Origin of the sequence: Bacteroides sp. AF20-13LB (assembly GCF_003603065.1) — a bacterium.
GTDB lineage: Bacteria > Bacteroidota > Bacteroidia > Bacteroidales > Bacteroidaceae > Bacteroides > Bacteroides uniformis.
In genome coordinates, this window is the sequence record NZ_QTMH01000010.1 from 40,447 (window position 1) to 66,557 (window position 26,111).

Annotated in this window: 25 protein-coding genes; 5 read left to right on the forward strand and 20 right to left on the reverse strand. The window is 39.5% G+C overall.

What is annotated here, in order from left to right:
• Window positions 1-119: 119 nt before the first annotated feature.
• The 4 genes from DWX62_RS13160 (at window position 120) to DWX62_RS13175 (ending at window position 4,839) form a co-directional block, all read left to right on the forward strand.
• Window positions 120-941 carry a PstS family phosphate ABC transporter substrate-binding protein gene (locus DWX62_RS13160; protein ID WP_057282082.1) on the forward strand — a complete coding sequence of 274 codons (822 nt, stop codon included), beginning with the start codon at window positions 120-122 and terminating at the stop codon, window positions 939-941.
• Window positions 942-1,015: 74 nt separating this feature from the next.
• A complete protein-coding gene (locus DWX62_RS13165; protein WP_005832304.1) occupies window positions 1,016-2,755 on the forward strand; it encodes a glutamine--tRNA ligase/YqeY domain fusion protein in 1,740 nt (579 codons plus the stop codon).
• Between the two features lie 4 nt (window positions 2,756-2,759).
• A complete protein-coding gene (locus DWX62_RS13170) occupies window positions 2,760-4,172 on the forward strand; it encodes a tetratricopeptide repeat protein (RefSeq protein ID WP_057089505.1) in 1,413 nt (470 codons plus the stop codon).
• A 28-nt stretch (window positions 4,173-4,200) separates the two neighbouring features.
• Window positions 4,201-4,839 carry a DedA family protein gene (locus DWX62_RS13175; protein ID WP_005831315.1) on the forward strand — a complete coding sequence of 213 codons (639 nt, stop codon included), beginning with the start codon at window positions 4,201-4,203 and terminating at the stop codon, window positions 4,837-4,839.
• Window positions 4,840-4,926: 87 nt separating this feature from the next.
• On the opposite strand, the gene tpx is transcribed toward DWX62_RS13175, so the two are convergent.
• Window positions 4,927-5,427 (reverse strand): thiol peroxidase, encoded by a 501-nt coding sequence (tpx, locus tag DWX62_RS13180; protein WP_117878497.1) that lies wholly within the window; start codon window positions 5,425-5,427, stop codon window positions 4,927-4,929.
• Window positions 5,428-5,553: 126 nt separating this feature from the next.
• Between tpx and DWX62_RS13185 the strand changes: the two genes are divergently transcribed.
• The gene (locus tag DWX62_RS13185; RefSeq protein WP_117878495.1) at window positions 5,554-6,153 is read left to right on the forward strand and encodes a DUF308 domain-containing protein; all 600 of its coding nucleotides are present in this window, start codon (window positions 5,554-5,556) and stop codon (window positions 6,151-6,153) included.
• Between the two features lie 63 nt (window positions 6,154-6,216).
• Here the strand turns inward: DWX62_RS13185 and DWX62_RS13190 are convergent, their stop codons facing one another.
• The 19 genes from DWX62_RS13190 to wecB form a co-directional block, all read right to left on the reverse strand.
• The gene (locus DWX62_RS13190) at window positions 6,217-6,810 is read right to left on the reverse strand and encodes a master DNA invertase Mpi family serine-type recombinase (RefSeq protein WP_005831322.1); all 594 of its coding nucleotides are present in this window, start codon (window positions 6,808-6,810) and stop codon (window positions 6,217-6,219) included.
• A 229-nt stretch (window positions 6,811-7,039) separates the two neighbouring features.
• On the reverse strand, window positions 7,040-8,281 hold the full coding sequence (locus DWX62_RS13195; RefSeq protein ID WP_117878493.1) for an aminotransferase class I/II-fold pyridoxal phosphate-dependent enzyme: 1,242 nt from the start codon (window positions 8,279-8,281) through the stop codon (window positions 7,040-7,042).
• Between the two features lie 13 nt (window positions 8,282-8,294).
• On the reverse strand, window positions 8,295-8,885 hold the full coding sequence (locus DWX62_RS13200) for an acetyltransferase (protein ID WP_117588530.1): 591 nt from the start codon (window positions 8,883-8,885) through the stop codon (window positions 8,295-8,297).
• Window positions 8,886-8,894: 9 nt separating this feature from the next.
• The gene (locus tag DWX62_RS13205) at window positions 8,895-9,503 is read right to left on the reverse strand and encodes a sugar transferase (RefSeq protein ID WP_008664828.1); all 609 of its coding nucleotides are present in this window, start codon (window positions 9,501-9,503) and stop codon (window positions 8,895-8,897) included.
• 83 nt (window positions 9,504-9,586) lie between these two features.
• Entirely contained in the window at window positions 9,587-10,804 is a 1,218-nt protein-coding gene (locus DWX62_RS13210; protein WP_008664830.1) for a glycosyltransferase family 4 protein, read from the reverse strand.
• A 1-nt stretch (window position 10,805) separates the two neighbouring features.
• Window positions 10,806-12,677, reverse strand: a complete 1,872-nt coding sequence (locus DWX62_RS13215) for an alginate lyase family protein (protein ID WP_120172927.1) — start codon at window positions 12,675-12,677, stop codon at window positions 10,806-10,808.
• A 13-nt stretch (window positions 12,678-12,690) separates the two neighbouring features.
• Window positions 12,691-14,814, reverse strand: coding sequence for a bi-domain-containing oxidoreductase (locus tag DWX62_RS13220; protein ID WP_120172928.1), 2,124 nt, complete (start codon window positions 14,812-14,814; stop codon window positions 12,691-12,693).
• Between the two features lie 6 nt (window positions 14,815-14,820).
• Entirely contained in the window at window positions 14,821-15,891 is a 1,071-nt protein-coding gene (locus tag DWX62_RS13225; RefSeq protein ID WP_120172929.1) for a hypothetical protein, read from the reverse strand.
• Between the two features lie 5 nt (window positions 15,892-15,896).
• On the reverse strand, window positions 15,897-16,385 hold the full coding sequence (locus DWX62_RS13230) for an acyltransferase (RefSeq protein ID WP_120172930.1): 489 nt from the start codon (window positions 16,383-16,385) through the stop codon (window positions 15,897-15,899).
• A gap of 1 nt (window position 16,386) precedes the next feature.
• Window positions 16,387-17,499 carry a glycoside hydrolase family 99-like domain-containing protein gene (locus DWX62_RS13235; protein WP_120172931.1) on the reverse strand — a complete coding sequence of 371 codons (1,113 nt, stop codon included), beginning with the start codon at window positions 17,497-17,499 and terminating at the stop codon, window positions 16,387-16,389.
• Window positions 17,492-18,229 carry a hypothetical protein gene (locus tag DWX62_RS13240; RefSeq protein ID WP_133303673.1) on the reverse strand — a complete coding sequence of 246 codons (738 nt, stop codon included), beginning with the start codon at window positions 18,227-18,229 and terminating at the stop codon, window positions 17,492-17,494. Before DWX62_RS13240 ends, DWX62_RS13235 begins: the two co-directional genes overlap by 8 nt.
• Window positions 18,230-18,625: 396 nt before the next feature.
• Complete coding sequence (locus DWX62_RS13245) at window positions 18,626-20,080, reverse strand: hypothetical protein (RefSeq protein ID WP_133303674.1); 1,455 nt, start codon at window positions 20,078-20,080, stop codon at window positions 18,626-18,628.
• Between the two features lie 37 nt (window positions 20,081-20,117).
• Window positions 20,118-21,455, reverse strand: a complete 1,338-nt coding sequence (locus DWX62_RS13250; RefSeq protein ID WP_120172934.1) for an O-antigen translocase — start codon at window positions 21,453-21,455, stop codon at window positions 20,118-20,120.
• The gene (locus tag DWX62_RS13255; RefSeq protein WP_120172935.1) at window positions 21,439-22,542 is read right to left on the reverse strand and encodes a DegT/DnrJ/EryC1/StrS family aminotransferase; all 1,104 of its coding nucleotides are present in this window, start codon (window positions 22,540-22,542) and stop codon (window positions 21,439-21,441) included. Before DWX62_RS13255 ends, DWX62_RS13250 begins: the two co-directional genes overlap by 17 nt.
• Window positions 22,539-22,994, reverse strand: coding sequence for a GNAT family N-acetyltransferase (locus tag DWX62_RS13260; protein WP_165859023.1), 456 nt, complete (start codon window positions 22,992-22,994; stop codon window positions 22,539-22,541). The genes DWX62_RS13255 and DWX62_RS13260 overlap by 4 nt, the downstream gene beginning before the upstream one ends.
• Window positions 22,984-23,922, reverse strand: coding sequence for a GNAT family N-acetyltransferase (locus DWX62_RS13265; RefSeq protein WP_120172937.1), 939 nt, complete (start codon window positions 23,920-23,922; stop codon window positions 22,984-22,986). The genes DWX62_RS13260 and DWX62_RS13265 overlap by 11 nt, the downstream gene beginning before the upstream one ends.
• Window positions 23,923-24,126: 204 nt before the next feature.
• A complete protein-coding gene (locus DWX62_RS13270; RefSeq protein WP_120172938.1) occupies window positions 24,127-24,546 on the reverse strand; it encodes an FdtA/QdtA family cupin domain-containing protein in 420 nt (139 codons plus the stop codon).
• Window positions 24,543-24,941: an FdtA/QdtA family cupin domain-containing protein gene (locus tag DWX62_RS13275; protein ID WP_120172939.1), complete on the reverse strand. Its 399-nt coding sequence runs from the start codon at window positions 24,939-24,941 to the stop codon at window positions 24,543-24,545. Before DWX62_RS13275 ends, DWX62_RS13270 begins: the two co-directional genes overlap by 4 nt.
• Entirely contained in the window at window positions 24,934-26,100 is a 1,167-nt protein-coding gene (gene wecB / locus DWX62_RS13280; protein WP_120172940.1) for a UDP-N-acetylglucosamine 2-epimerase (non-hydrolyzing), read from the reverse strand. Before wecB ends, DWX62_RS13275 begins: the two co-directional genes overlap by 8 nt.
• Window positions 26,101-26,111 lie beyond the last annotated feature (11 nt).

A 26,111-nucleotide genomic window follows, 5' to 3' on the forward strand; every position in this document is an offset into this window, starting at 1 on the left:
TGTTTCAAAGGTGTTACAAAACTATTACAACGACTCAAAGCACATTCCATGTAACACATTTGTAATATCCATTACCTTAATTTGCATCATGTGTTTACCCTATTTGCACCATGTGTTTTATGAAGACAAGAAAATTACTCCTACTCCTCGCCCTGGCAGCTGCCACCACTGGCATGCAGGCGCAACGCATCAAAGGCAGCGACACCGTGCTCCCCATAGCGCAGCAGACCGCCGAACGCTTTATGACCCTGAACCCCTCTGCCCGTGTCACCGTGACCGGCGGTGGAACCGGTGTCGGTATTTCAGCCCTGCTGGACCAGACCACGGACATCGCCATGGCTTCCCGCGCCATCAAGTTCAGCGAAAAGATGAAAGTCAAAGCTGCCGGAGAAGACTTGGCAGAAGTACCCATCGCCTACGACGCCCTTGCCGTAGTGGTTCACCCCTCCAACCCGGTGAAACAACTGACCCGCCAACAACTGGAAGATATCTTCCGGGGCAAAGTCACCAACTGGCAGCAAGTGGGCGGAGACGACCGCAAAATCGTAGTCTACTCCCGCGAGACTTCCTCCGGTACCTACGAGTTCTTCAAGGAAAGCGTACTGAAAAACAAGAACTACATGAGCAGCAGTCTCTCCATGCCTGCCACGGGAGCCATTATCCAATCCGTCAGCCAAACTCGCGGAGCCATCGGATATGTGGGTCTAGCCTATGTATCACCGCGTATCAAGACACTCGCCGTTTCATACGACGGGCAGCATTATGCCGCTCCCACGCTGGAGAATGCCATCAATAAGACTTATCCGATAGTACGCCCGCTATACTATTATTATAACCGAAAAAACGCCTCGGTCGTAGCCCCTCTGCTCGATTTCATCTTGTCTGCCGCAGGACAGAAAATCATCAAAGAGAGCGGATATATCCCGGTACATAAAGAATAAATCTTCATTCTTCATTCTTCATTCTTCATTTTTTTACCCTATCTTTGTCCCCACGATACGAAAATAGTAACATTATGGCAGAAATAAAGAGCGAAGAAACAAGCGAAAAAAAGAGCTTGAACTTCATTGAGCAAATAGTAGAAAACGATTTGAAAGAGGGTAAAAACGGGGGAAAAGTACAGACACGCTTCCCGCCCGAACCAAACGGTTACCTCCACATCGGACACGCCAAGGCCATCTGCCTTGATTTCGGTATTGCCGCCGCACACGGCGGTGTCTGCAACCTGCGTTTCGATGACACCAATCCCACCAAAGAAGATGTGGAATATGTAGAAGCCATCAAGGAAGACATCCAGTGGCTGGGCTACAAATGGGGTAACGAATATTACGCTTCCGACTATTTCCAGCAATTGTGGGACTTCGCTATCCGCCTCATCAAAGAGGGCAAGGCATACATCGACGAACAGACTTCCGAGCAGATTGCCGCCCAGAAAGGAACTCCCACCCAGCCCGGTGTGGAAAGTCCCTACCGCAACCGTCCTATCGAAGAAACACTGGACTTGTTCCAGAAAATGAACAGCGGCGAGATTGAGGAAGGTGCCATGGTGCTCCGCGCCAAGATAGACATGGCAAGCCCCAACATGCACTTCCGCGACCCTATCATCTACCGTGTAGTGAAGCATCCGCACCATCGCACGGGCACCACTTGGAAGGCTTATCCGATGTACGACTTCGCCCACGGGCAAAGCGACTTCTTCGAAGGCGTGACACACTCGCTCTGCACACTGGAGTTTGTGCCCCACCGTCCGCTCTACGACCTCTTCGTGGACTGGGTGAAGGAAGGCAAAGACCTCGACGATAACCGCCCCCATCAGTATGAGTTCAACAAACTGAACCTCAGCTATACGCTGATGAGCAAGCGCAACCTGCTGACTCTAGTCAAGGAAGGCTTGGTAAACGGTTGGGATGACCCCCGTATGCCGACTATCTGCGGTTTCCGCCGTAGGGGATACTCTCCGGAGTCCATTCATAAGTTCATCGACAAAATAGGATATACAACCTACGATGCGCTCAATGAATTCGCCCTGCTGGAAAGCGCCGTGCGCGAGGACTTGAACGACCGCGCCACCCGCGTATCTGCCGTACTGAATCCGGTGAAGCTTATCATCACTAACTATCCCGAAGGGCAAGTGGAAGAGATGGAAGCCGTCAACAACCCCGAGCATCCCGAAGAAGGCAACCACGTCATCGAATTCAGCCGCGAACTCTGGATGGAGCGCGACGACTTCATGGAAGATGCCCCAAAGAAATACTTCCGCATGACACCGGGACAAGAGGTACGTCTGAAGAACGCGTACATCGTGAAGTGTACCGGCTGCAAGAAGAACGACGCCGGTGAAATCACCGAAGTATATTGCGAATATGACCCTGATACCAAGAGCGGTCTGCCCGGAGCCAACCGTAAGGTGAAAGGCACCATCCATTGGGTAAGTTGTGCCCACTGCCTCGAAGCAGAAGTACGTCTCTACGACCGTCTGTGGAAAGTGGAGAACCCGCGCGATGAGCTTGCCGCCATCCGCGAAGCGAAGAACTGCGACGCACTGACAGCCATGAAAGAAATGATCAACCCCGACTCCCTGAATGTGCTGCCCTGCTGCTACATCGAGAAGTACGCTGCCGGCATGCAGCCCCTCTCCTACCTGCAGTTCCAACGTATCGGTTATTTTAATGTTGACAAAGATTCTACGCCAGAAAAAATGGTATTCAACCGTACTGTAGGTCTGAAAGACGTTTGGGGTAAAATCAATAAATAAGAATATGAGTAAAAAAAACCTGCTGTCCGGAAGAGACAAAGAACTGCAAGAAATGGCAGAACAATATGAAGCTGCCAAAGCAGAGAACAGAACCATCTATCTGGACGCAGACGACTTAGCCGACCTCGCAGACTGGTATGCCGTGCATCATAAATATGCCATGGCTACCGAGGTCGTAGAGTATGGCTTGGGAATACATCCGGATAATACGGCTCTGTTGGTGGAACAGGCATACTTGTTCCTCGACACCCAGCATAAAGAGCAAGCCAAAGATATATTGGAACGGATTGCCGAAGAATCTTCCGAAGTGAAAGTGCTGAAAGCCAACCTACTGTTGGGCGAAGGCAAAGAAGAAGAAGCAGAAGCGATACTCGACAGCATAGACGATAAGGACGACCTGGCCAATATCGTTGATGTATCCTATATGTACATCGACATGGGATTCCCGGAAAAAGCATTGACATGGCTGACGCGCGGACTCGAAAAATATGCCGAAGAAGAAGCCTACCTTGCCGTCACCGGCGATTGTTACTATGCCCAGGGACTGTTTGAAAAAGCCACCTTCTTCTTCAATAAGCTGATTGACAAGAATCCGTATTCGGCTCCTTACTGGTTTGGACTGGCCCGTTGCTACTTTGACCAGCAGATGTTCGACAAAGCAATCGAAGCATGCGACTATGCCACGGTGGCCGATGACGAGTTTGCCGATGCCTACCTGATGAAAGGACATTCCTTCTTCCAATTGGGAAATGAGGAAAGTGCCATGGAGAACTACCTGCAAGCCGAAAAGTTCCATCTCGTCTCCCACGGTTTCATCAACACCTTCATCGGCCTGAACAAAACCTCCAAAGGAGAGTGGAAAGAAGGATACGACTATCTGGAAAAAGCCATAACGGCCGAAGACAGCCATGACTTCGCCTTGCCTTCTCTTTATGCCAATGCAGCCCTATGCCTGCACAAGATGGGAAAGAAACGCAAAGCACACCAGTATTGTAAAAAAGCATACGACCTGGCACCCGAAGAGATAGACCCGTACCTGATTGAGGGACGCATCTACATGGAAGAAGGTGAGTATGAGAAAGGTGTGAAGAGATGGGCCAAAGCCTTAGAGTATGCCCCCTATGCAGATACCTGGCACGAAATAGGCATGTGTAGCATGGAAATAGGACAACTGAGCTATGCCAAGCTGGCCTTTGAACATGTCAAAGAGATGGAGCCGGACTTTGAAGGTATCAACGAAAGGCTGACTTCTCTGTATATGTTGCTCAAAGACAAGGAGAACTTCATGAAGTACAACCAACTGTGCGAACATCCGTTCAGGCTGGAAGAGCTGGATAGATTACAGCAGATACTACAAGAAGATAATCAGGAAGAGCTGGCCCTAGTGATGAAGAATATTTTCAATGCATTACAATAACAGTAATTATATACCACTAATCTAGCAAATGGAATCAGTAGCCTTTATCCAATGGTGTCTCGACCACCTCAATTACTGGACCATCACTTTATTGATGGCCATTGAAAGTTCGTTTATTCCCTTCCCCTCGGAAGTTGTAGTCCCTCCTGCCGCTTGGAAAGCCGCCAACAATGACAACATGAATATATATCTGGTGGTATTGTTTGCAACCATAGGGGCAAATATCGGAGCATTGATAAACTACTATCTGGCAAAATGGCTGGGACGCCCCATCATTTACAAGTTTGCCAACAGCCGTTTCGGGCACATGTGCCTCATCGACGAAGCCAAAGTGCAGCATGCGGAGGAATACTTTGACAAGCATGGAGCCGTATCAACCTTTGTCGGCCGCCTGATACCTGCTGTTCGCCAGTTGATATCCATCCCTGCCGGTCTGGCACGCATGAAGCTGGGAACTTTCTTGCTGTACACCACCTTGGGTGCAGGCCTTTGGAATTCCATCCTGGCTTTTATCGGCTATTACTTGTCCACAGTACCCGGCATCGAGAACGAGGAACAGCTGCTTGCCAAAGTAACGGAATACAGCCATGAGATAGGTTATGTATTTATCGGCATCGGCGTACTCATCGTGGCATTCTTCATCTATAAAGGCATGAAGAAGAAATAAAAAAAACGGCATGATAATAAAAAAGCGGTGGACAGCATGATAAATTCTGTCCACCGCTTTTTATTGCTTATCCCAAATCCAAACTTTCTACTTTACAGCTGCAATAGCTTTATCATAGTCAGGCTCTTGTGTAATTTCAGGTACCAATTCCGTATAGGCAATCTTACCATCTTTGCCGATAACCACTACCGAACGCGCCAATAGACCTGCAAGCGGTCCGTCGGCCATGCGTACCCCGTAGTTTTCATCAAAATCGGAAAAACGGAAATCAGACAAAGGAATCACATTCTCAATACCCTCCGTTGTACAGAAACGTGCATGTGCAAAAGGCAAATCCTTGGAGATTGCCAACACCACGGTATCGGGCAGGCCGGTAGCCAGTTTGTTGAACTTACGTACAGAAGTAGCGCACACACCAGTGTCAAGGCTGGGGAAAATATTCAAAATAACATTCTTCCCGTTCAGTTCCTTCAAAGAGAATGAAGACAAATCTGTTTTTACCAATTCGAAATCGGGGGCAACAGAGCCCACCTTTATAAATTCACCGATAACCTTTACCGGTTGTCCTTTAAATTTTGTTGTAGCCATAGTTTTATCAAATTATATGTATACATAACAAATTACATACAGAAAAAGTTCACCCGAAACTTTTTTCCGGATAAACTGTTATTCTACAGACGAATTAATGATAATCACTTAAAAAATTAAATTCACATGAAAACTATTTTTGACGAACTTCAGCAGGAAGTAAAGAATTGGTGGATTTCACTCATTCTTGGTATTCTTTATGTAATAGTGGCTATAAGCCTGATGTTCTCCCCTCTCAGCGGGTATGCGGTATTGAGCATTCTGTTCAGCGTCTCCATGTTGTTCAGCGGTCTGCTGGAAATATCCTTTGCAGTAAGTAACCGTAGAAGGGTATCCAGTTGGGGATGGTATCTGGCTGGAGGTATCATCGACATGATTCTGGGATTCTACCTGATAACCTACCCAATGCTCAGCATGGAAGTCATTCCATTCATCATTGCCTTCTGGCTGATGTTCCGCGGCTTCTCATCCGTAGGCTATGCCATGGACCTCAAAAGATACGGGACAAGAGACTGGGGATGGTATGTTGCTTTCGGTATTCTTGCCGTCATCTGCTCGCTCATCATCTTGTGGCAACCGGCAGTAGGCGCCCTTTACGCCGTGTACATGATTTCGTTTGCATTCCTGATTATAGGCTTCTTCCGTATCATGCTGTCATTCGAGCTGAAAAACCTGCACAAGCGCGGGAAAGAGTGGAAGGAAAAGAAAGAAGTATCAGCCGAATAAGTAGCCCACACGAAGCGTGTCAAAAGGAATCCCACCTTTGACACCTTCGTTTAGCCGAATTGCTCAATAACGTCTCAGAAAACGGAACATCGTAGTCCGTGACACTCCCATCTGTCGGGCAAGCTCGGCACACGACTCTCCTCTTTGGTGCTCCCTCACAAGTTTCCTCTTATTCGCATAGAGTATCTTCATTTTGGGTGTGTCCCCTTTCTTCCTGCCCAGATGTTTTCCCTCCTTCCTCCGTCGTTCCAGTGCTTCTTTGGTGCGCATGGAAATCAGATTACGCTCTATCTCGGCCATCAGTCCAAAAGCAAAACCCAGCACTTTGCTGTTGATGTCATTCTGGAACACATACCCCTCTTTGGTACTGTACAGCACCACTCCCCTTTTGATACAGGAGTTAAGAATGGTCATTATCTCCAGCAGTGTCCGGCTAAGCCGTGAAATCTCCGTTATAATCAAGGAGTCTCCCGGTTTCATCCGGTCCAACAAGCCCGCCAGTTTACGCTCTTTGCTACTCACTTTTCCGCTGACCGTCTCCATGTACCATCTGTCGATACTCAACCCATTCTTCTCCGCGAAGCGTATAATTTCCTCGCGCTGATTCTCTAAAAACTGTTTTTCTGTACTTACTCTTAAATAAGCTACTACTGCCATAATTGATAAACGTTTATTGGTTATTATTCACCACCAAAGAACGGTTATTCAAGTAAGAGTGGCAACACACAACTATGACTCTCTATCACAGAGGATCACATTATGGACATCCCCCGAAGTCAGGGAAGACTTCTCGGTAACCATCTCAAATATGCCTATAAACAAAGAAAACAGCCCCACTGAAGCTGTTTTCTGAAATTAGTTCATAAAAAATTGATACTATGTAGTTTCATAGTATACTCTTCTTCATTTCATTCACTATGTATCTCACATCCTCATCCGTCACATAAGGACCACTCGGCAAGCAAAGACCACGCTTGAACAAGTCCTCACTGACACCATTCACATAGGCAGGATTAGCCGCATAAACCGGCTGGAGATGCATGGGCTTCCATAAGGGACGGCTCTCGATACCGGCTTTATCCAAGCAAACACGCATGGCCTCTACATTACGGTTAGGCTCACAAGAAGTATGGGCACTCACTGACTCATGCGTAACACCGGCGGCACCACCTACGGCGCCTTTTACTGTCTCACGGTAGGCATCCTCCTCACCTCTCACATGCAGATTCCCGTCAAGCAGTACCGTGTTCAGCCAATAATTGCTGTCATAACGTCCGGAAGGATTCTCATGAAGCGTGATTCCCTCCACATCAGCCAACAGCTCACGATACAGACCGCACAGATACTTATGGTGCGCTATGTGCTCATCCACCACCGTCATCTGGCCGCGACCGATACCTGCACAAATGTTACTCATCCTATAATTATAGCCTATACGCTCATGCTGGTAGTAGGGATAGGACTCACGGGCCTGGGTAGCATAGAACATTATCTCACGTTTGGACTCTTCATCAGGGCAAATCAAAGCACCGCCACCGCTGGTGGTTATCATCTTGTTGCCATTGAAAGAAAGCACACCATATTTGCCAAAAGTTCCAAGAACTTGCCCGTCAAACTTGCTTCCAAAGCCTTCGGCGGCATCCTCTATGACCGGAATACCATATTTATCTGCCACTGACATGATTTGGTCTGTCTTGTAGGGCATCCCATACAAAGCCACCGGAACAATCGCTTTGGGCTTTCGGCCCGTCTTGTCGATACGGTCCCTGATAGCCTGCTCCAGAAGTACCGGGTCCATGTTCCATGTATCAGCCTCAGAATCCACGAATACCGGAGTAGCACCGAGGTAGGTCACCGGATGGGAAGAGGCACAAAAGGTAAAGCTTTGTACTATCACTTCGTCACCCTGACCAACTCCGCAAGCGAGCAGGGCCAGGTGTACCGCTGCTGTACCTGCACTCAAGGCCACTACCTTTTTATCCTGTCCCACGAAGCGTTCCAAATCCTGCTCGAAGGCATTCACATTAGGACCGAGGGGTACTACCCAGTTGGTATCGAAGGCTTCTTGTATGAAGCCTATCTCCTTGCCGCTCATGTGGGCGAGGCAAAGATATATTCTCTTATCCATAAAATTACGTGATTTACAAAACTATATTCTTGATAATCTTACACCTATTCCCTACAGCCAACACACCATCCGGAATATCCTTTGTAACAACGGAACCAGCACCTATAATACTCCACTTCCCTATCTTAACACCCGGAATAACAACACTGCCGGCACCAATCCATGTCCCCTCGCCAACTTGCACATTGCCACAAAGCGTACAATGGGGAGAAATATGCACATAATCAGCAATCAGACATTCATGATCCACCGAAGCACCGGTATTGATAATACAATGGCTGCCAATACAAGCATCCGACTGCACAATTGCCCCCTGCATAACTACCGAGCCTTCTCTTATCTCAGTTTCTTCAGATATAATTGCAGAAGGATGAAAAGCTTTGCCATATTCAACCTTTAACTCCTTGGCAATCTTCCTGCGAATACCATTATTCCCAATACTGATTATCAATGGTCCGCAGACCTTCGACGGACGTAATACGGGATAGTCAAAAAGACTATGAATTTCCTCATTATCATCAAACAACGCTTCAATCGGTTCATGATTTGCACGCAATATATCAATGATCACTTTGGCATGACCACTGGCACCATATAAATACATGTTTTGATATTAGTTATTTCCAGTAAAGACTTCCATCGTAGCCGAAGTATCAGAGCTGATACCTTCCCTTATAAATACCTTTCTTATTGTCATAAAAACAATTTTCAAATCAAGTAGAAAAGAACAATGATCTACATACCACACATCCAGTTTAAATTTCTTTGACCAACTGATAGCATTGCGCCCGTTAACTTGCGCCCAACCCGTAATCCCCGGACGGACTTCATGACGACGAGCTTGTTCTTTACTATAAAGCGGTAAGTATTGAGGCAATAAAGGACGGGGACCTATCAAAGCCATATCCCCTTTCAATACATTAATCAGTTGTGGAAGCTCATCAATCGAAGTAGAACGTACAAAACTTCCAACTTTTGTCAAACGTACAGCATCAGGCAATAAATTTCCCTCTGCATCCCGTTCATCGGTCATGGTCTTAAACTTGATAACTTTAAAAATCTTTCCATCCTTCCCTGGACGCTCCTGAGTGAAAAAGACCCCGGAGCCCTTATTGGCAAAATGCAACCAAAAAGCGACAAGAAACAGTATCGGCCAAATCAAAGCCAATATGCAAAACACGAGAAGGAAGTCAATCACTCTCTTAAGAAAATGAGAATACATGCTCTAATAATTATGTACCAATATGAAGTCGTATCTAATATCCTTAAAAAAACTATTCTTCGATAACAAGACGATAAAAATCTTCATTTTAAAGAAATTACTTCCTCCAAGAATGAAACGAACTTATCCGCTAATGATTTTCTTGAGAAATTAGCTTCTGCAAATGCCCTAGCCTTCTGCCCGCATTCTGTTCTGTATGTATCATCGTCCAATAAAGAAATCAAGCCTTCGGCAAAAGCATTTGCATCCTTAGGAGGAACAACAATCCCTAACTTATTTTCTTGAATCATATCAGCAAGCCAACCTGGATAATTGTTTAAGACAGCCAATCCTGAAGATATATAATCAAAAAACTTATTAGGTGAAGTTCCATAGTAGAAAGCCGGAACATCAGCTAATACCATCAAACCCAAATCTGCTGATGCAACAACTTTATTTAGTTCCTTCTTAGGCATCGGATTATAAAAACGACAATTATCCAATTGCTCTTTTCGAGCTCGTTCCATCAAATGCGGTTTCATTTTACCGTCTCCTATAAATGCCAACACAATATCCGTCCGTTGCTTTGCCTTCAGCACTGCAGCAGCATCCAACACTGCGTCCAAACCATTGGCAATTCCATGTGCACCAGTAAAAACCGCCACTTTATCTGTTTCGGAAATGCCCTCCAACGAAAGATTATCACGTGAAGATGGCTTGAATATCTCCAAATCACACCCGTTCGGAATCATCGAAATACGCTTGCCTGGCTGGCTCCTTCTTTTAATTCCTTCACAAATTCCAGGAGAAAGACCAACACAAGCATCCGCGCAATGATAACTCAACCACTCCAAAATATTCATCCCCCACAATAGAAAAGGATTCTTCATACCTAAGGCCTTAGGTAATTCAGGCCACAAATCACGAACTTCAAATATAAATTTTTTCTTCCGGAACAACTTCATTACTATGCCTGGAATACCGGCTGTCAAAGGAGTAGAAGTTGCAAACAACAAATCATAATCTTCTTTCAATGCTATTTGAATACCTTTCCATCCAAACTTCACGAAAGTCCATGCTCTTTTGGCGATACCATCCTTATTTGAGTAAGGTAAAGCTATCTGAATCACATCTATACCATCGACCATTCCTCTATGAACATTTTTCATCGTTGTGTTCGGCAAATCTAGCTTGACCGTTTCACCACAAACCACGCAAACAGAATGACCTCTGGCAATCAGATGTTTTGCCAATTCATAAGAACGTGTCCCCCCCGCTTGGGTGGGAATGGTAAAATGTTGATGGAAATAAAGCACTTTCATTTTATATAAATTGAAGGATTGTTTTTATCGAGCTATTTTTAGTCTGAAATTCGATTTGCCTACATTTAGTCGTTTGACCATAATAATTAGAACATAATTGTTCTGTATCAATAGTTTCACCGTTTGATTCCAAACTAAGATTATCCTTATTTGTATGCCATAATTGACGCATATTCATATTTTTGGGGTTACCATCTATACAATCTTCTATCTCCCACTTACATGTGTTTTTCCATTTTACAATCTTTCTATAATGTTTTATTTTCTTATTCAGATAAGTAAAACAAGAAACTTTTCCTTCAAATATGTAAGTATCCTCTGTTTCTTTCAACGAACTCCACTCTGCTTGCGACCAATTATACCAAATAAATCGATCTCCTTTCAACATTTGGTCATGTCCTTCAAGCATTATTGTATTATGAGATTCCGTACCCATAAAATATCGAAGTAACTTCTCTGTTGTATTGTATTTATAACTACCCCCATCAAACAAACAATTCTCTCCTTGATACCAAATATCCAAATGCAGATTATCCGCATGCGCAGGTCGGTCCTTATGTCTTCCACATCTGATAAAAGAAAAAGTATCCTTTTCACGAATACAATAATATCCTCCCTTATCAAAAGAAATGCAACCAAACTGTTTTTTTATTGGTGGATACATCTGTCGGTTTGCTTTCCACTCGCACAAATACCATTCTCTATCCTCATACTGCCTGTCATATAAATGTTCAGAAGTAAGCAAATAATGTAACGCATCGAGTTGAGGACGATAATCACGATAATCGCAATCATTTAGTTTAAAAAACAAAGCTCCATCATTTGAGCCATAATTAGGTAGCCAGCCAGTCAAATCATCCTGGCATTGATACAAAAAATTCACAGACTGATAAGCACGTTTATATACTTCATCACAAAACCGCTCCCCATTTCTGTCTGCCAGAGTAATGGCCCATGTCAAAAGCTGAACCACTACCCGATGATAATTCATGCTGAATTGCAAATAAGTACCATCTTCTGCCACTTGGTATTTTATCTCTTCCTCAAACCATTTCTTTCCTTTCTTTTTCCACTCTCCAGATTCTGGAAACTGAGGAAATAACAGACCTACCAGATACAACGCCAACGTTTCTGTTATTGCATGATTATTACGCACTGCAATCCGGGAAAAATTTATATTTGCACGTACATGCTTTATTTGCCAATAAACAGACTGGATGATTAACCTAAAAACATCTTCCGTCAATTCAACCGAATCTTTATAATAATAAAGTGCGAATAACCAATTCAATACACGCAAAGATATTTCCTGACTACATTTATAATTAGGTCCACAATTAAGTGGGTTTTTATGAATCCAGTCCTCTATTTGAGAAAATACAAAAGACGCATGATTTTCACCGGATTTTTGATCATAGCGGATAATGTCATAGAGAAAAGAAAAACGGGACTTTTCCCATACATACTTTATATCCCCTGCTTCAGGCACAATATCCTCTACTGTCGTCCAGTGTATATTCGCATTATATTTATAGTTCGTATCAGGGTTTGTCAGCCAGTCATAATCCGTTCCAAGGTTGTACCAAACGGCAGAAAAGAAGCAATATTCACCGCGCTTCATTCTATTGACTCTCTCTGAAAGTACCCTACTATCAATATGGGTCAATTTCACGCTCTTTCTACTTGAAAAGAAAAAGGGTTTTGCGTGCTTTCTCCAATCCGCCAATGACAAATATTCTTTATCCTCCCAAGAAATAGGGTATGCTCTTTTCAACATTCCCCCTTTACGGCGTATTTCATACTGGATACGAAACAAAAAGTACTTTATTCCCATGTTATGAAATAACTGAAAATAAAGAAGAAATTTATTCATAAGGAACACAGAATTATTCAATCTCAATCCACTTGTTCTGCTTCAAGCTATCGATACAAGCAAACGATGCCTTGGCTGTATTTACAATAGAGTCAAACGGAATTAAAGCTTCTCCTCCGTTTTGTATTCTATCATTCAATAAAGCAAATTGGGTAGTATGCCCTTTATCCATACCTTTTTTCATTTTAGAGAATCCTTTGCAACCATATCCTTTCAGTTCTCTCCAATTGTCAAGAACCAGCGTCTTTTCTTGTGTATAGATTTCTATTCTCTCTTTCGAATAAGACTTGCTACCATTAGCAAAATAGTTTATCACGGCATTTGTTCCATTCTCGTATCTTAGTAAAATACTTGCATTATCCGTATTCTCTTCAGGATTTTCCCCCATTGCATTCATACATACGGCAACAACCTTACTGTCTGCGAAAAATGAGCATAAATCAATAAAATGGCAAGCCTCACCAATAATACGTCCTCCTCCCACTTTCAAATCATGCACCCATACTTCAGACGGTATAAATCCGGCATTCATAGTTGCCACAATATTTTTCACTCCGCTTCCGGCAAGCTGTTTCATTTTCACCGCGAAAGGAGAAAAACGTCGGTTATACCCCACAGTCAATGTTACTCCATTCTTTTGTACTTCCCGATAAGTTTCAGTTATCTCATTCAATTCCGCTTGATTCAGGCACAACGGCTTCTCCACAAATACATGTTTCTTTGCTCGTAATGCATCCAGCACCATTGAAGCATGAAGATTATGCCGGGTTGTAATCATTACCAAATCCACAGCCTCATCTTTCAGGATTTCCTTGTAATCAGAAGTTGCTTTCATGGCACCAGCCTTTTGAGCCAAAACTTTAGCAGACAAACCTTGCGCACTCGCAATGTACCGAATATGCGCTCCTGCTTTCGTCAAAGCAGGCAACATCGTTGCCGATGTAAAGTTTCCGGCACCAATAATACCTATTTGTCCTTTTGTTACCGGGAAATTAGCAGAAGCAACCTCAACTATCGTATTTCGTTTTGCATCAACGGGATATTTCAAGATAGAAGCGATAGAACCATGTTTACGCATGTCCCCATATATCTTTTCATAATCCTTCAAATCCACTTCTTCAGTAATCAATGATTTCACATCAATATTTCCCATAGATATTGCCTGCAAAACAGTCTCGAAATTTCTTTTTTCTGTCCAGCGTACAAAAGGTAACGGATAATCTATTCCTTTATTTTCGTAATCTTCATCATAACGTCCCGGACCATAAGAACAAGAAACCTGGAATGACAACTCCTTTTTATAAAAATCATCCCTACGAATATCCAATCCTATCACACCCACAAGTACAATACGTCCTCTTTTCCTTGACATTTCAGCCGCTTGATGAATCACTTCATCTGTTTTGGCAGAAGCGGTAATCAATACAGCATCAGCCCCATGTGAAGCCGTTTCTTCAAGTACATATTTCACAGGGTTTGTTCCTTTTGCCGGATTTATGCCTATTACTCCTTTCGTGCGGGCCAACTCCACTTTTTCTTCATCAAAGTCAACTCCTATAACTTTACATCCGTTCGCCTTCAATAGCTGCGCCGTTATCAGTCCAATCAACCCTAACCCGATTACAACAACGGTTTCTCCCAGTTGCGGATTCAACAAACGAATACCCTGCAAACCTATAGACCCAATTACAGTAAAAGCAGCTTCTTCATCCGAAACATTTTCCGGTATTTTAGCTACCAAGTTTTTAGGTACACAAACATACTCGGCATGTTGTCCATTAGAGGCCACACGATCACCCACCTTAAATTCTGTAACTCCATTTCCTACAGCAACCACTATACCAGAGTTACAATACCCTAAAGGCAACGGTTGTCCCAATTTATTAAAAACCGCCTCCAATGTAGGTTGCAAACCATCTGTCTTTATCTTATCAAGTACTTGCTTTACTTTATCAGGCTGTTGACGGGCCTTGTCTATCAAATTTGCCTTTCCAAACTCGACAAGCATACGTTCTGTCCCTAAAGACACTAAAGAACAAGATGTTTTGACTAAAACATAACCCGATTTTACCTGAGGAACCGGAACTTCTTCAAGTACAGTCCTCCCTGATTTCATATCTTGAATAATCTGCTTCATTACTAATTAATCTAATAAGGGTAATAATCTATTTTCTACCATTTTCTCAAACTTATATTTTTTCAAATATAAATCACGACCTTTTCGTCCTATAACTTTAGCAGTATCAATAAAATTACGTTCAGCCAATATTTTCCAAGTATCATTAAACATATAATCTACAATAATGCCAACCCCATGTTCTTTAATAAAAACTGAATTCGTAACTTCAGGATTAGTAATCACAGGAATACCAAGCATCATCGCATCATAAACCTTGTTGGATGCTGCTAATCTATTAATTTCCAATTTCGGATCATATAAAGAGAATATACCACAACAATCTATTAACTTATCAAACAATTCAGCTTGAGGCATTCTATCATAGTAAGTCACATTTGGTAATGAAAGCAATTTTTTCTTATAATGAGTATCATAAAAAGTTCCAGCTAATAAAAAAGAAATATTGGGATATTTCTGAGCAAACAAAAAAATCTGATCTATGCCTCTTGTGCTTGAAATATTGCCAATAATAGCAAATGAATGTTTTACCGAATCATAATTTCTTTCTTTCCCTTTTAAATAATCATATGGGGAATTCTCAATAACCACCGTTTTACATTCATTATATGTTATGCGATTATTATCTACATGAATAACCAATCCTGCCTTTTTCATAACCTTATGATCTAATCTTATTAGCACTTTTTTTATCCAAGTAGGAAAATTATGGCTAATAGCAAATTCATCATAAACTTCATAGATATATGGTATATTTTTAATCTTTGATGCCAAAAACAGAGGAAAAGCACATTCAAAATTTATAGCAATAATAGTATATTTTTTCAAGTCACAACTAAATATAAATTTACAAAACAAAATAATCATCCATATTGGATAATATAGTAATAGTAATTTTCCTCCAAAACCTCCTCCTGTAAACAAGTATTTTACATTATCACATTTAGGTTCATTTTTTGCAGTACGATTCCATCCCCAAAAATAAACATCTATGCATTTTGATTGAAAGAAAGATATAAATTTCTGAATCCTTACATCATCAATAGGACTTCCTTTAATATACAAAATTAGCTTCATAAATATTAAATAAATTTTCGTACATATTCTCTTGTATCTCCTATAATTTGAGCAGGATTACCAATAACAACAGAAAAATCTGGAATATTACCACGTATTACACAGCCAGCCCCAATTATAACACCTTCGCCGATATTTGCACCTGGCAAAACAATACTTCCCCTTCCTATAAAACTATTCTTTCCAACACGTATGTTTTTATGTCGCCCTAAAATCCCTGGATAATTAATATTCATAGATTTTATCACTGTATTTAATGCCCAATCATGAGTCAAAAAAGACACTTCACTTGAAATAGTTACCCCTTCACCCAATTCAATCAAGGAATAATTTCCACCATCAAAGTAAGCAGAAGATGATATATAATTAGGTCTCCCCTTAAATACCATCCCAGATGAACAATAAAATCTATATGATATTTTCGTAGCTAATGCAGGGCTAAACTTCCCAACCATTTTTATTAGTCCAAAATAGAATATCTTTTTTATTTTCATATTATTCAATTTCTTCTAATGCTTCTCTTAGAGCGTTTATATACCCCTTACCATACTTCAAATCAGGTTCCATATAATTACCCTCACCCCATTCATTCCAAGATTTCAAAAAGACTATTTGATCCTCTGAAGGTTTGTTTCTTACTATATTTATAATTGATTTTACATGTTGCTTAAAAAGCTCCGGAGTAGATCCATGTAAGATATAAGCTCCTTTTCCCCTTCTTGGAGATGCATCCCAATTAGGTATTAAAACTGGATATATATTATTTTCAGAATATAACTTATCAACAAATTTCTTTATTGCATCCGAATATTGATATACTTGCAATGGCCTTCCCAATATTGAAGAAACCTTCATCAATAATTTATATTTTACTCTTCCCCAGAAATTATAAATACCACCACGTATAGGATGTGTTAATAAAGACAATATAACAGCATCATATTCGCTATATTTAATCTCATTTTTCAGTGTCCCTATATCATTCGCACATCCAACAAAATAGAACCCTGGCAATCCTTCCTTAGCAGCTAGTTCCTCCCAAATATTTTTGAATTTATCAATATATGGAAATGAAATGCAATCATAAATAACAAATACCAATTTATTGTGAATTCTATAATATCGCGGATCTTTAAAAGATGAGAGCAAATAATAAAAGTGCTTAATGATATCATCTTCTCCCAAATATGCTTGCTCGACTATAAGTTCATTTTTCAAAATCCCAGCATCTGCTTCCCATGTTTTTTTATACCATGTATGATTAGCCCATGCAAGACAAAAAGGGAAATCTATATTCCGGTTATTCAGCATCAATTGTAAGGGCTTTTCAAGAAGTACTTTCCCATTACCAAACCAATAATGATAATAACAAAAAGCCGCAATATTAGCCTCCTTTGCTAATAAAACCTGTTGCTCCATAACCTCTGGTATCCTTAAATCATAGTATCCTAAATCAGCTGGAATCCGAGGTTGGTAATGTCCTCTATATAAAGGAGTGCTTTTCCCTACATTCGTCCACTCTGTAAACCCCTTACCATAGTATTTATCATTCTCTGATATGGGATAATACTGCGGTAAATAAAATGCTATCACATTAACACTACTCATAATGCTCTTTCAATTTATATATTATAGCTATTAATAAAAACATATATAGATAATCAAAAACAAAAGGTCTTTGATAGATGGTGCATAATAACAATAGTACCACCAACATATAATCCTTATACAACCTCAATTTTAAATAAAACAAAAACATTCCCGTAAAAAACAAAGTAATACCAACAAACCCATAATCTACAATCAAGTCTTTATATGAAGCCCCACCATAGTTTATTTTCAAAGACTCTCCCCCACCTAACCCCACTATAGAAGTCGGAGTAGAAATATACTTTTGAAACCATTGATCAAAAAAAGCTGAAGTACGATTATCCCCGCTCAAGCCATCGTCGGTCCATTTTAACCTCCCAAACACAAGTTGATCTACAACTTCATTATTCTTTAATATTATCAGTAGAATTAGAATACATAATAATGCATATATCTTGCTACGTATGTTCATATAAAGAAAGATATAGCCAAATAAAATTACATAAAAAAACAGAGAAAAAGAAAATAGACCTGCTATCAAAATAGGCCAATTCTCCCATAATCTTAAATTAAATCTATTTCCTATAAGTAATAGAGAAGCAATACTACCAACCACCCCAGGTTCATCATAATAAGCACAAAAACGGAAATACACAAAATCCGAAACTTGAGAAACAACTAAAAAAGGATATTGAATGTATTCATACGACTTTATAGTATTTAGAGGAGAGATGATAGAATAATCCATATATACATCCCCCCAGACAACACAAAAATAAACGAGTAAAGAAGGAATCAAAGATATTGAGAATAAAAGAGAATAACATCTAAATGCCCTTGATAAAAAATCACCAGATAGAAGAAATATTGAATAAACTATTAAATGTAATAAACACACTATTATACTTAAACGAGCACTAATGATTATTGTGTACAAATAGAATATGAATAATAGAGATAATGATATATATGCATTCTTATTCTTTCTAATTCCAAATTGTGGAATAGAGAATAGAAATAAAAAAATGACTAGAAGTACAGGAATCTGAGTTCCCCAAAGAAAATATGGGGGAGAGATAAGAAATAAAACAAAAGAATATACATATACAAGAAAATTCACCTTTCGCATATAAAATTCATTTTTTTAAAAGCGATTGAGTCTCCTCATTTTCTTTGCAAACAATCGCCAACATACAATAAGCGTAAAAGGTAATAAACGTGGAAACATATATAATACAGAAAACCTCATCTCGCTAATAATAGACGCTATGCCTCCAGAAATATGATAACTATTTTCTATATCAATATAATAAGAAGCAAAAGAGTTATAATCAATGTTCACTTTACCCCAATTCCATTCGCTACGATTTGTGCGCATCAAATTTCTAAAAGCAATATTAAAACGTTCGGGATTTATTAATGAATTTGCATTTTTTATCCCCTCAGCAACTCTAAAGTTTTCATCACTTATCAGTTTTCTTGCATAAGTAATTAATTCATTCTTATTTGTATATGTTTTCACACCTCTCTCATAATGATTAATTACTCCTTCAATATAATTACATACATCTCCATTATCTGCATAGGCTATAATGGGTTTTGAATTTATTGCAGCATATTGAGTCATTAATCCTCCAGACAACGGGTAAGTGCCTAAATAAATATCACAATTACTAAAAACCGCACTAATATCTTTTCGTATTCCAATAAGCACAACTCGATCTCCGTTTTTCATTAAATTCCGCTTATGCTCAAAAATTTTAGAATCAGATATTCCTGCAACTAATATTACAACATGTGGAGACAAATCAAGTATATCATCCATTAATCGAAAGAACACATTATTTTTACCTAACATTTTATATAAATTCCCTCCTGTTAAAATCTTTACATTTTTCAATAAACAGGACGGGAACCCCTGAAATTCTGTATATTTTGAAACTATTGGATAATAAGGCAAAGCCAATAATTGTTCTTCATATAAATTTCTTTTCTCTAAAGAAACTGTTTTTCCATAAGCTCTAAACTCTATATTATAATCTATAAATGTATTTCCTAACCAATAAGCATGATCTGTAAGGTTTATGTTATATTTTATAACTCCTTTTATAGAATGAATTGTTAATAAAGCTGTTATATCCCAAGGAAAAATATGCAGAAATAAGCAAGATGGTGAAAAATTCAATATTTTTTGCCTCAAAACACATGCTTTCTCAATATCATTATTAATATGTTTATCCATTATATAAACAGTAGCTTTACCATATTCATATAACTCACGTAATATTTCTTTAGAATTTGATGAAATAGGTGTCAACAGAATATATAAAATTTGTACTCCCATATCCATCATTGCACGAAGATATTGTTGAGTTAAACATCTATTATCCCACCCAAAACTATCTAGAAAAACATATTTGTTCAAATTCGGACTTACAATAGAATCATTATTAATATTTTTGCTTCCAACTTCTCTTATTAGCTTTTCAAGAACCATATCCGAATAAAAACAATTAAATGAATAAGCCCATTTCGAAGCTACTCGAATATACTTTAAGCATTTTTGATACTGCCCTTTATCGTATTTTTTTTGAGCCATACAACTCAATTTGGAATATACACTTATAACATATTTCTTATCTATTACCTTCATTTTTACCCATCAGCAAATTTTTAAAATATATTACCATACATATCATATAAAGTATATAACTAACCAAATATCCTTGTGTAATCCCCAACACTCCACTCCAATGCATAAACAAAAAGCCTAATCCTACAAATATCAATGCAAAAATAATTTCTGTTGCAATAAATGTTTTCGTCATAGACTTAGCTACCATCAAGAACGCCAACAGCCAACTACATATCTTGAAAAAATCGCCTAGTAACTGCCAAATAAACAGATTCTCCATAGGTAGGAATTCGGGAGTGAAAAGAATACAGATAACAATAGTACGTAAAAGATAAACCAATGTGAAACCTCCCAAAAGCATAGGAATTATCACTTTATAACTCTTAAATATCTCCTGTCGCAACTCCTTTGAATTACTCAATTCACTAAGTCGTGGCAAATAATAGACACTGAATGAAGATGTTATTATCATCAGATACATATTAGAGACACGATTCATCGCCTCCCACCAGCCGGCTTCTACAGGAGATATTTCTGATATTACATAGCCACGAAGTAACATTTGAGACACAGGCACTGTAGCAGTCGTTGTTAATGTCATCAAAGTATAGCGAAAATATTTTTTTGTCGTTTCAATATCTATTTTTTCTTTAAAATAACTCCATTTCAACCAAGGCAACTTCCTTACCATCCAAAGTGTAACCAACAACATTATACTTTGATAAGTAACAGCACTGACCAAAGCCCCTTTCAATCCCAATGTTAAAACAAACACAAGAGTAAACAAGAGTCCAAAAATACTATTGGCTATGTTAATTTTTACATATTTCTGAAATTCTTTAAAACCATTAAGGATAGAAGTCAACATCAAATTTAAAGCATATAATAGGACTGTGATTCCGAAAATAATAAAGACATAACTATACCCATCGGAAAGCATAACTATTTTACTCAAGAAAGAATGAAAAACAATCATTAGTATCCCAACCACCAATGAACAACAAACCGTTATACGCAGTGCTGTAGATAGTAATAATCTTATTCTATTTTCATTGTCTTTATATTCAGCTACATACTTGATGATGCCACTATTAATACCTCCACTACTCACAGCCATTGCAATGGAGGCAAAATTATTTAATTGTCCTACTAATGCTACCCCTGCAGGTCCTATGACAGACGCCACGACTTTAACACCGATTAAGCCTGTCAACATTTTTACTAACGTAGAAATGGCAGTAAAAGAAAAGACTCTGACAATATCCATTTTCGCTACATGTTGGCAAAGAGAACAAAAATTTAGCGCTAATTTACGCACAAACTCAATCTTTCCAAGCATTCAATAATTCTGTTACTTTCCGGACTTCTTTTTTCGTAATCACCGGACTCATTGGCAAGCTCAATTCTTCATTATGTATCTGTTCTGTTATCGGAAATGAAAGACTATTCCATTCCTGATAGCATGCTTGTTTATGAGGAGGAATCGGATAATGAATTATTGTCTGCACTCCGTTGTCATCCAAATATTTCTGCAACTCATCACGTTTCTTTGTCCGGATAGTAAATATATGGAATACATGAGCATCCCAGTCTTTCACAATCGGAGTAATGATATCCGGATTGGTTATATGTTCAATATAATATTTAGCAAATTCCTTACGGATAGCCACATCTTCATCCAGATGCTTCAACTTTACACCCAATACAGCTGCCTGTATTTCATCTAAACGGCTATTACGACCACAATATTTAAACACATATTTCTTTTGAGAACCATAGTTAGCTACCGCACGAACAACTTTTGCCAATTCTTCGTCATCCGTTGTCACAGCACCTGCGTCACCAAATGCCCCCAAGTTCTTGCCTGGATAAAAACTATGACCAGCGGCATCACCTAAAGCCCCCGTTTTTCGTCCATTAAACTTGCAGCCATGAGCCTGCGCATTATCTTCTACAAGCTTTAGATTATATTTCTTACACAATTCACCTATTTTTTCCGTATAAGCGCATTGACCATACAGATGGACAATCAAGATTGCTTTAGTACGTTCCGTAATAGCACACTCTATTTTTGAATCATCTATCTGATAAGTTTCAATGCTCGACTCTATCAATACAGGTTTTAAGCCATTTTCTGATATTGCTAAGATAGAAGCTATATAAGTATTTGCAGGCACAATCACTTCATCACCAAGCTTCATTATCCCCATTTCCACGTATGCACGGAATATCCAAATCAAAGCATCCAAACCATTGGCACAACCTACTACATACTTTGTTCCTATATATCGGGCATAATCAGCCTCAAATCTTTCATTCTCCTTTCCTTGAAGATACCAACCACTATCCACTACCCGATCTACGGCTTCATGGATTTCCTCAGAATATTTCTGAGTAACTTTCTGTAAATCCAAAAACTTTATCATAATACCCTTTTCATATATACATAGTTATTATCTCTATTAAATTCATCAAAAAAACATTTTTGATATAAACGGATAGCCCTTTGGTTATCTAAAAGTACTTTCAAGACAACTTGCGAGAAACACATTTCTTTTGCCTTAGCTAAGACCAAAGTCAGCATCTCATAGCCAAGCCCCTTTCCATGAAGTGCCCTTTCTCCTATATATCCCCAATACTCAGCCTGTTTATTTTCTATATTCTTCAAACCGCAAGCGCCAATAGGAGTATCCTGATATTTGACTCCCCAAATCATATAATCACTTCTTTCCCGCAAGGAATTAAACCATTCAAGTTGCTCTTTCCTGGAAATAAGACCTATGGCTGAATAGTAATTTATATAAGGGTCATTCAACCAAATCCAAGACTTTTCCAAAAAAATGGAATCAAACTCACACAAACTCACTCTACAGCCCATATTCATAAATGTCATAACACATTCCACGACCACCAAAGCCCTCCTTCTGAAAAATCAAAGACACATTCAACAGATGCCCCATTTGTTCAGTAGACTGACCGAAATCAAAATAGGGATAATTTGTGTATTCATGATTTATCAAATAATCAAAAAGTAAATCTAACACGCCCAGTTCTTTTCCTTCCACATTGGCTGATATATATTGTGTATGCACCACTTGTTTAGTGATATACAGCAATGTTCCACCTAGGGCAATGTCATCTTTGTATGCCATATACAATTTTATATATTGTGGAAATCGGGACTGTAGCAATTGCATCTCGAGTAAAGTATGCACAGGTGCAACCCCATATTTATTCTTTAGGTTAGTATCTAGGATTTCCCAAAACGTACTCAAGTCATTGCTTAGCCTGACTGTTATGCCATTTGACAAGGCCTTTCTTATACCGGATTTTCTTGATTCTGTGAACTTTATCTTATCTGCCTGAATAATTGTAGAAGAAATATTCCTACCTATTATTTTTGCATTGGTAGTACGAAACAGGGCATAGAGATCTTCCTGTGCCAAATGCTGATGATAAATAAGTGGAACGGGTTTATAAATGACCTTTTCAAAGCCTGATTCTTTCAAACAAGCATTTAGCTGGTGGAACATATCTACACTTTCCGCTACTGTCACCTTGTCATTCATTATCATACCACCATAAGTCAATCCTTGGTGAGAATATAACACATTTCCTGCTTTATTTGCGGGTAACAATGAATAGAGTTTACCCTTACGGTATATCATCAATGAATTATCCTCGAATCTATCTGAATGATAATCCATATAGTTCCTGTCAAAAAGGAAAGTACCATTTTTTGAACGTAAAACAAATTGGTTCCAGGCAGCTTTCTGCCCAGATGTGTATTTTGTAATTTCAAACATATCATTATTGTTTATGCCAACATTCTGTTATGACCACAACAAGTACAATAGAAAATTATAAGGCAGAAGTTTCCCTCCGTTCTATTCACATTATTTGATTTCTTTGTTTTAATCATTACAACGTATCTTATTATAGTTCTAATACTTACTGCCAAGTTTCCTCTCCAATGTCCTTACTCTGCACATCAGATAACAGATAGATTTTCACTTCATTTTATACTTTATAAAATCATCGTAATTACGTATATAGTCTTTCTCATCATACTCGTGCGAAGCAAGCACCAGACATACAGAGCCAGAAGAAAAATCATTCAAAGTACGCCAAATACCCGGAACGATATAAAGTCCTTGATAAGGACGGTTTAATAAGAATGTACGCTTAATATTTCCATCATCAAGCGTAACTGAAAAACTTCCGCTAGCGGCAACTATAAGTTGACTTAACTCTTTATGAGCATGTCCACCACGACTTTCACCACCGGGGACATCGTACAAATAATAAGTACGTTTTATATCGAAAGGGACAGTTCTCTGATTTTCCACTACTGTAATATTCCCTTTCCGGTCACTATGATGCTTGTCAAGTTCAATCATAGTACAATCATAAACATTGCTTTGCTTCATAGGCTGAGACATTTAAAGGAATCATAATCAAAAATATAATCTTCTCTGTTATAAGTAGTCGAAGCCAAGACCAATGCTAATGAATTAGTAGAAAAATTATTCATCTCACGCCATAATCCTTTGGGTACATACAGCCCATAATAAGAGCGATTGAGCGAAAAGATTTTCTTTTTCTTACCATCGTCTAACACGACATCGAAACTACCAGAAAGAGCCACAATGAATTCTTCATTCTCCCGATAAGCATGTCCTCCGCGAACTTCACCACCCGGAACATCATAAATCCAATAGACACGTGCTATTTTAAAAGGAATATTTTTAAATTCCTCTATGAAAGACAAGTTTCCTCGCTTATCTAATATCTTAGGCAAATTAACAAGATTAGCCTCAAACATAATTCTGCTGACGTATAAATAAAACAACTCTTCCACATGCTAATCCATCCCCATAAGGATTCACCGCCTTACTCATTCTTTCATAACGCGCTTCATCATCCAACAAAGCGGAAACTTCACCTACAATCTTATCATAATTTGTTCCTACCAATTTTACCGTACCAGCTTCCAATGCCTCCGGACGCTCCGTCGTATCACGCATCACAAGTACCGGCTTGCCAAGTCCGGGAGCTTCTTCCTGAATACCACCACTGTCTGTCAGAACAATAGCAGATTTCTCCATCAAATAAACAAAAGAGAGATACTCCAAAGGCTCTATAAAAAACATATTTCCTAAATTGGATAAATCCTCACCAAATACTTCATGAATGGGTTTGCGAACATTGGGATTCAAATGCATCGGATAGACAAAGTCGACATCCGGATATTGTTTTGTAAGAGCCTGAATAGCCTTACACATAGACATGAATCCGTCACCGAAATTTTCACGACGATGACCTGTTATCAAAACTAATCTCTTTCCATCCTGCAAACGGTTAATGTCATAACCGGAAGTTCTCAAAACACCTTCCAATTCTTCATCAAGTTTCTTATCGCTCTTTATCTTATCTACAACCATGTAGAGTGCATCTATTACCGTATTTCCGGTCACAATAATAGAAGATTCCTTTACCCCTTCATCCAACAGATTCTGTCGGCTTAACGGTGTGGGAGAAAAATGATAAGTAGCAATGCGTCCTGTTATCAGCCGATTCATCTCCTCCGGCCAAGGGCTATATATATTATGGGTTCGAAGCCCCGCCTCTACATGCCCCACCGGAATCTGCTGATAAAAAGCAGCCAATGCCGAAGCCGTAGAGGTGGTTGTATCACCATGAACCAAAACAACATCCGGCTGTGCCTCTTTCAAGACATCCCGCATCCCCGTCAAAACACGGGCTGTCACATCATATAAATCCTGCCCTTGTTTCATAATATTCAAATCATAGTCAGGAGTAATATCAAATATATGTAACACTTGATCAAGCATTTCGCGATGCTGACCGGTAACACATACAATCGTCTTGAACTCCTCCGGATATTTCTGAAATTCTTTCACCAGAGGAGCCATCTTTATAGCTTCGGGACGAGTCCCGAAAACCAACATAATTTTCTTCATGCTATAGGGGA

Excerpts from the sequence above, each read along its gene's own strand:
- DWX62_RS13160 (WP_057282082.1), top strand. The coding sequence starts at position 120 with ATGAAGACAAGAAAATTACTCCTACTCCTCGCCCTGGCAGCTGCCACC.
- DWX62_RS13165 (WP_005832304.1), top strand. The coding sequence starts at position 1,016 with ATGGCAGAAATAAAGAGCGAAGAAACAAGCGAAAAAAAGAGCTTGAAC.
- DWX62_RS13170 (WP_057089505.1), top strand. The coding sequence starts at position 2,760 with ATGAGTAAAAAAAACCTGCTGTCCGGAAGAGACAAAGAACTGCAAGAA.
- DWX62_RS13175 (WP_005831315.1), top strand. The coding sequence starts at position 4,201 with ATGGAATCAGTAGCCTTTATCCAATGGTGTCTCGACCACCTCAATTAC.
- tpx (WP_117878497.1), bottom strand. The coding sequence starts at position 5,427 with ATGGCTACAACAAAATTTAAAGGACAACCGGTAAAGGTTATCGGTGAA.
- DWX62_RS13185 (WP_117878495.1), top strand. The coding sequence starts at position 5,554 with ATGAAAACTATTTTTGACGAACTTCAGCAGGAAGTAAAGAATTGGTGG.
- DWX62_RS13190 (WP_005831322.1), bottom strand. The coding sequence starts at position 6,810 with ATGGCAGTAGTAGCTTATTTAAGAGTAAGTACAGAAAAACAGTTTTTA.
- DWX62_RS13195 (WP_117878493.1), bottom strand. The coding sequence starts at position 8,281 with ATGGATAAGAGAATATATCTTTGCCTCGCCCACATGAGCGGCAAGGAG.
- DWX62_RS13200 (WP_117588530.1), bottom strand. The coding sequence starts at position 8,885 with ATGTATTTATATGGTGCCAGTGGTCATGCCAAAGTGATCATTGATATA.
- DWX62_RS13205 (WP_008664828.1), bottom strand. The coding sequence starts at position 9,503 with ATGTATTCTCATTTTCTTAAGAGAGTGATTGACTTCCTTCTCGTGTTT.
- DWX62_RS13210 (WP_008664830.1), bottom strand. The coding sequence starts at position 10,804 with ATGAAAGTGCTTTATTTCCATCAACATTTTACCATTCCCACCCAAGCG.
- DWX62_RS13215 (WP_120172927.1), bottom strand. The coding sequence starts at position 12,677 with ATGAATAAATTTCTTCTTTATTTTCAGTTATTTCATAACATGGGAATA.
- DWX62_RS13220 (WP_120172928.1), bottom strand. The coding sequence starts at position 14,814 with ATGAAGCAGATTATTCAAGATATGAAATCAGGGAGGACTGTACTTGAA.
- DWX62_RS13225 (WP_120172929.1), bottom strand. The coding sequence starts at position 15,891 with ATGAAGCTAATTTTGTATATTAAAGGAAGTCCTATTGATGATGTAAGG.
- DWX62_RS13230 (WP_120172930.1), bottom strand. The coding sequence starts at position 16,385 with ATGAAAATAAAAAAGATATTCTATTTTGGACTAATAAAAATGGTTGGG.
- DWX62_RS13235 (WP_120172931.1), bottom strand. The coding sequence starts at position 17,499 with ATGAGTAGTGTTAATGTGATAGCATTTTATTTACCGCAGTATTATCCC.
- DWX62_RS13240 (WP_133303673.1), bottom strand. The coding sequence starts at position 18,229 with ATGGATTATTCTATCATCTCTCCTCTAAATACTATAAAGTCGTATGAA.
- DWX62_RS13245 (WP_133303674.1), bottom strand. The coding sequence starts at position 20,080 with ATGGCTCAAAAAAAATACGATAAAGGGCAGTATCAAAAATGCTTAAAG.
- DWX62_RS13250 (WP_120172934.1), bottom strand. The coding sequence starts at position 21,455 with ATGCTTGGAAAGATTGAGTTTGTGCGTAAATTAGCGCTAAATTTTTGT.
- DWX62_RS13255 (WP_120172935.1), bottom strand. The coding sequence starts at position 22,542 with ATGATAAAGTTTTTGGATTTACAGAAAGTTACTCAGAAATATTCTGAG.
- DWX62_RS13260 (WP_165859023.1), bottom strand. The coding sequence starts at position 22,994 with ATGGGCTGTAGAGTGAGTTTGTGTGAGTTTGATTCCATTTTTTTGGAA.
- DWX62_RS13265 (WP_120172937.1), bottom strand. The coding sequence starts at position 23,922 with ATGTTTGAAATTACAAAATACACATCTGGGCAGAAAGCTGCCTGGAAC.
- DWX62_RS13270 (WP_120172938.1), bottom strand. The coding sequence starts at position 24,546 with ATGAAGCAAAGCAATGTTTATGATTGTACTATGATTGAACTTGACAAG.
- DWX62_RS13275 (WP_120172939.1), bottom strand. The coding sequence starts at position 24,941 with ATGTTTGAGGCTAATCTTGTTAATTTGCCTAAGATATTAGATAAGCGA.
- wecB (WP_120172940.1), bottom strand. The coding sequence starts at position 26,100 with ATGAAGAAAATTATGTTGGTTTTCGGGACTCGTCCCGAAGCTATAAAG.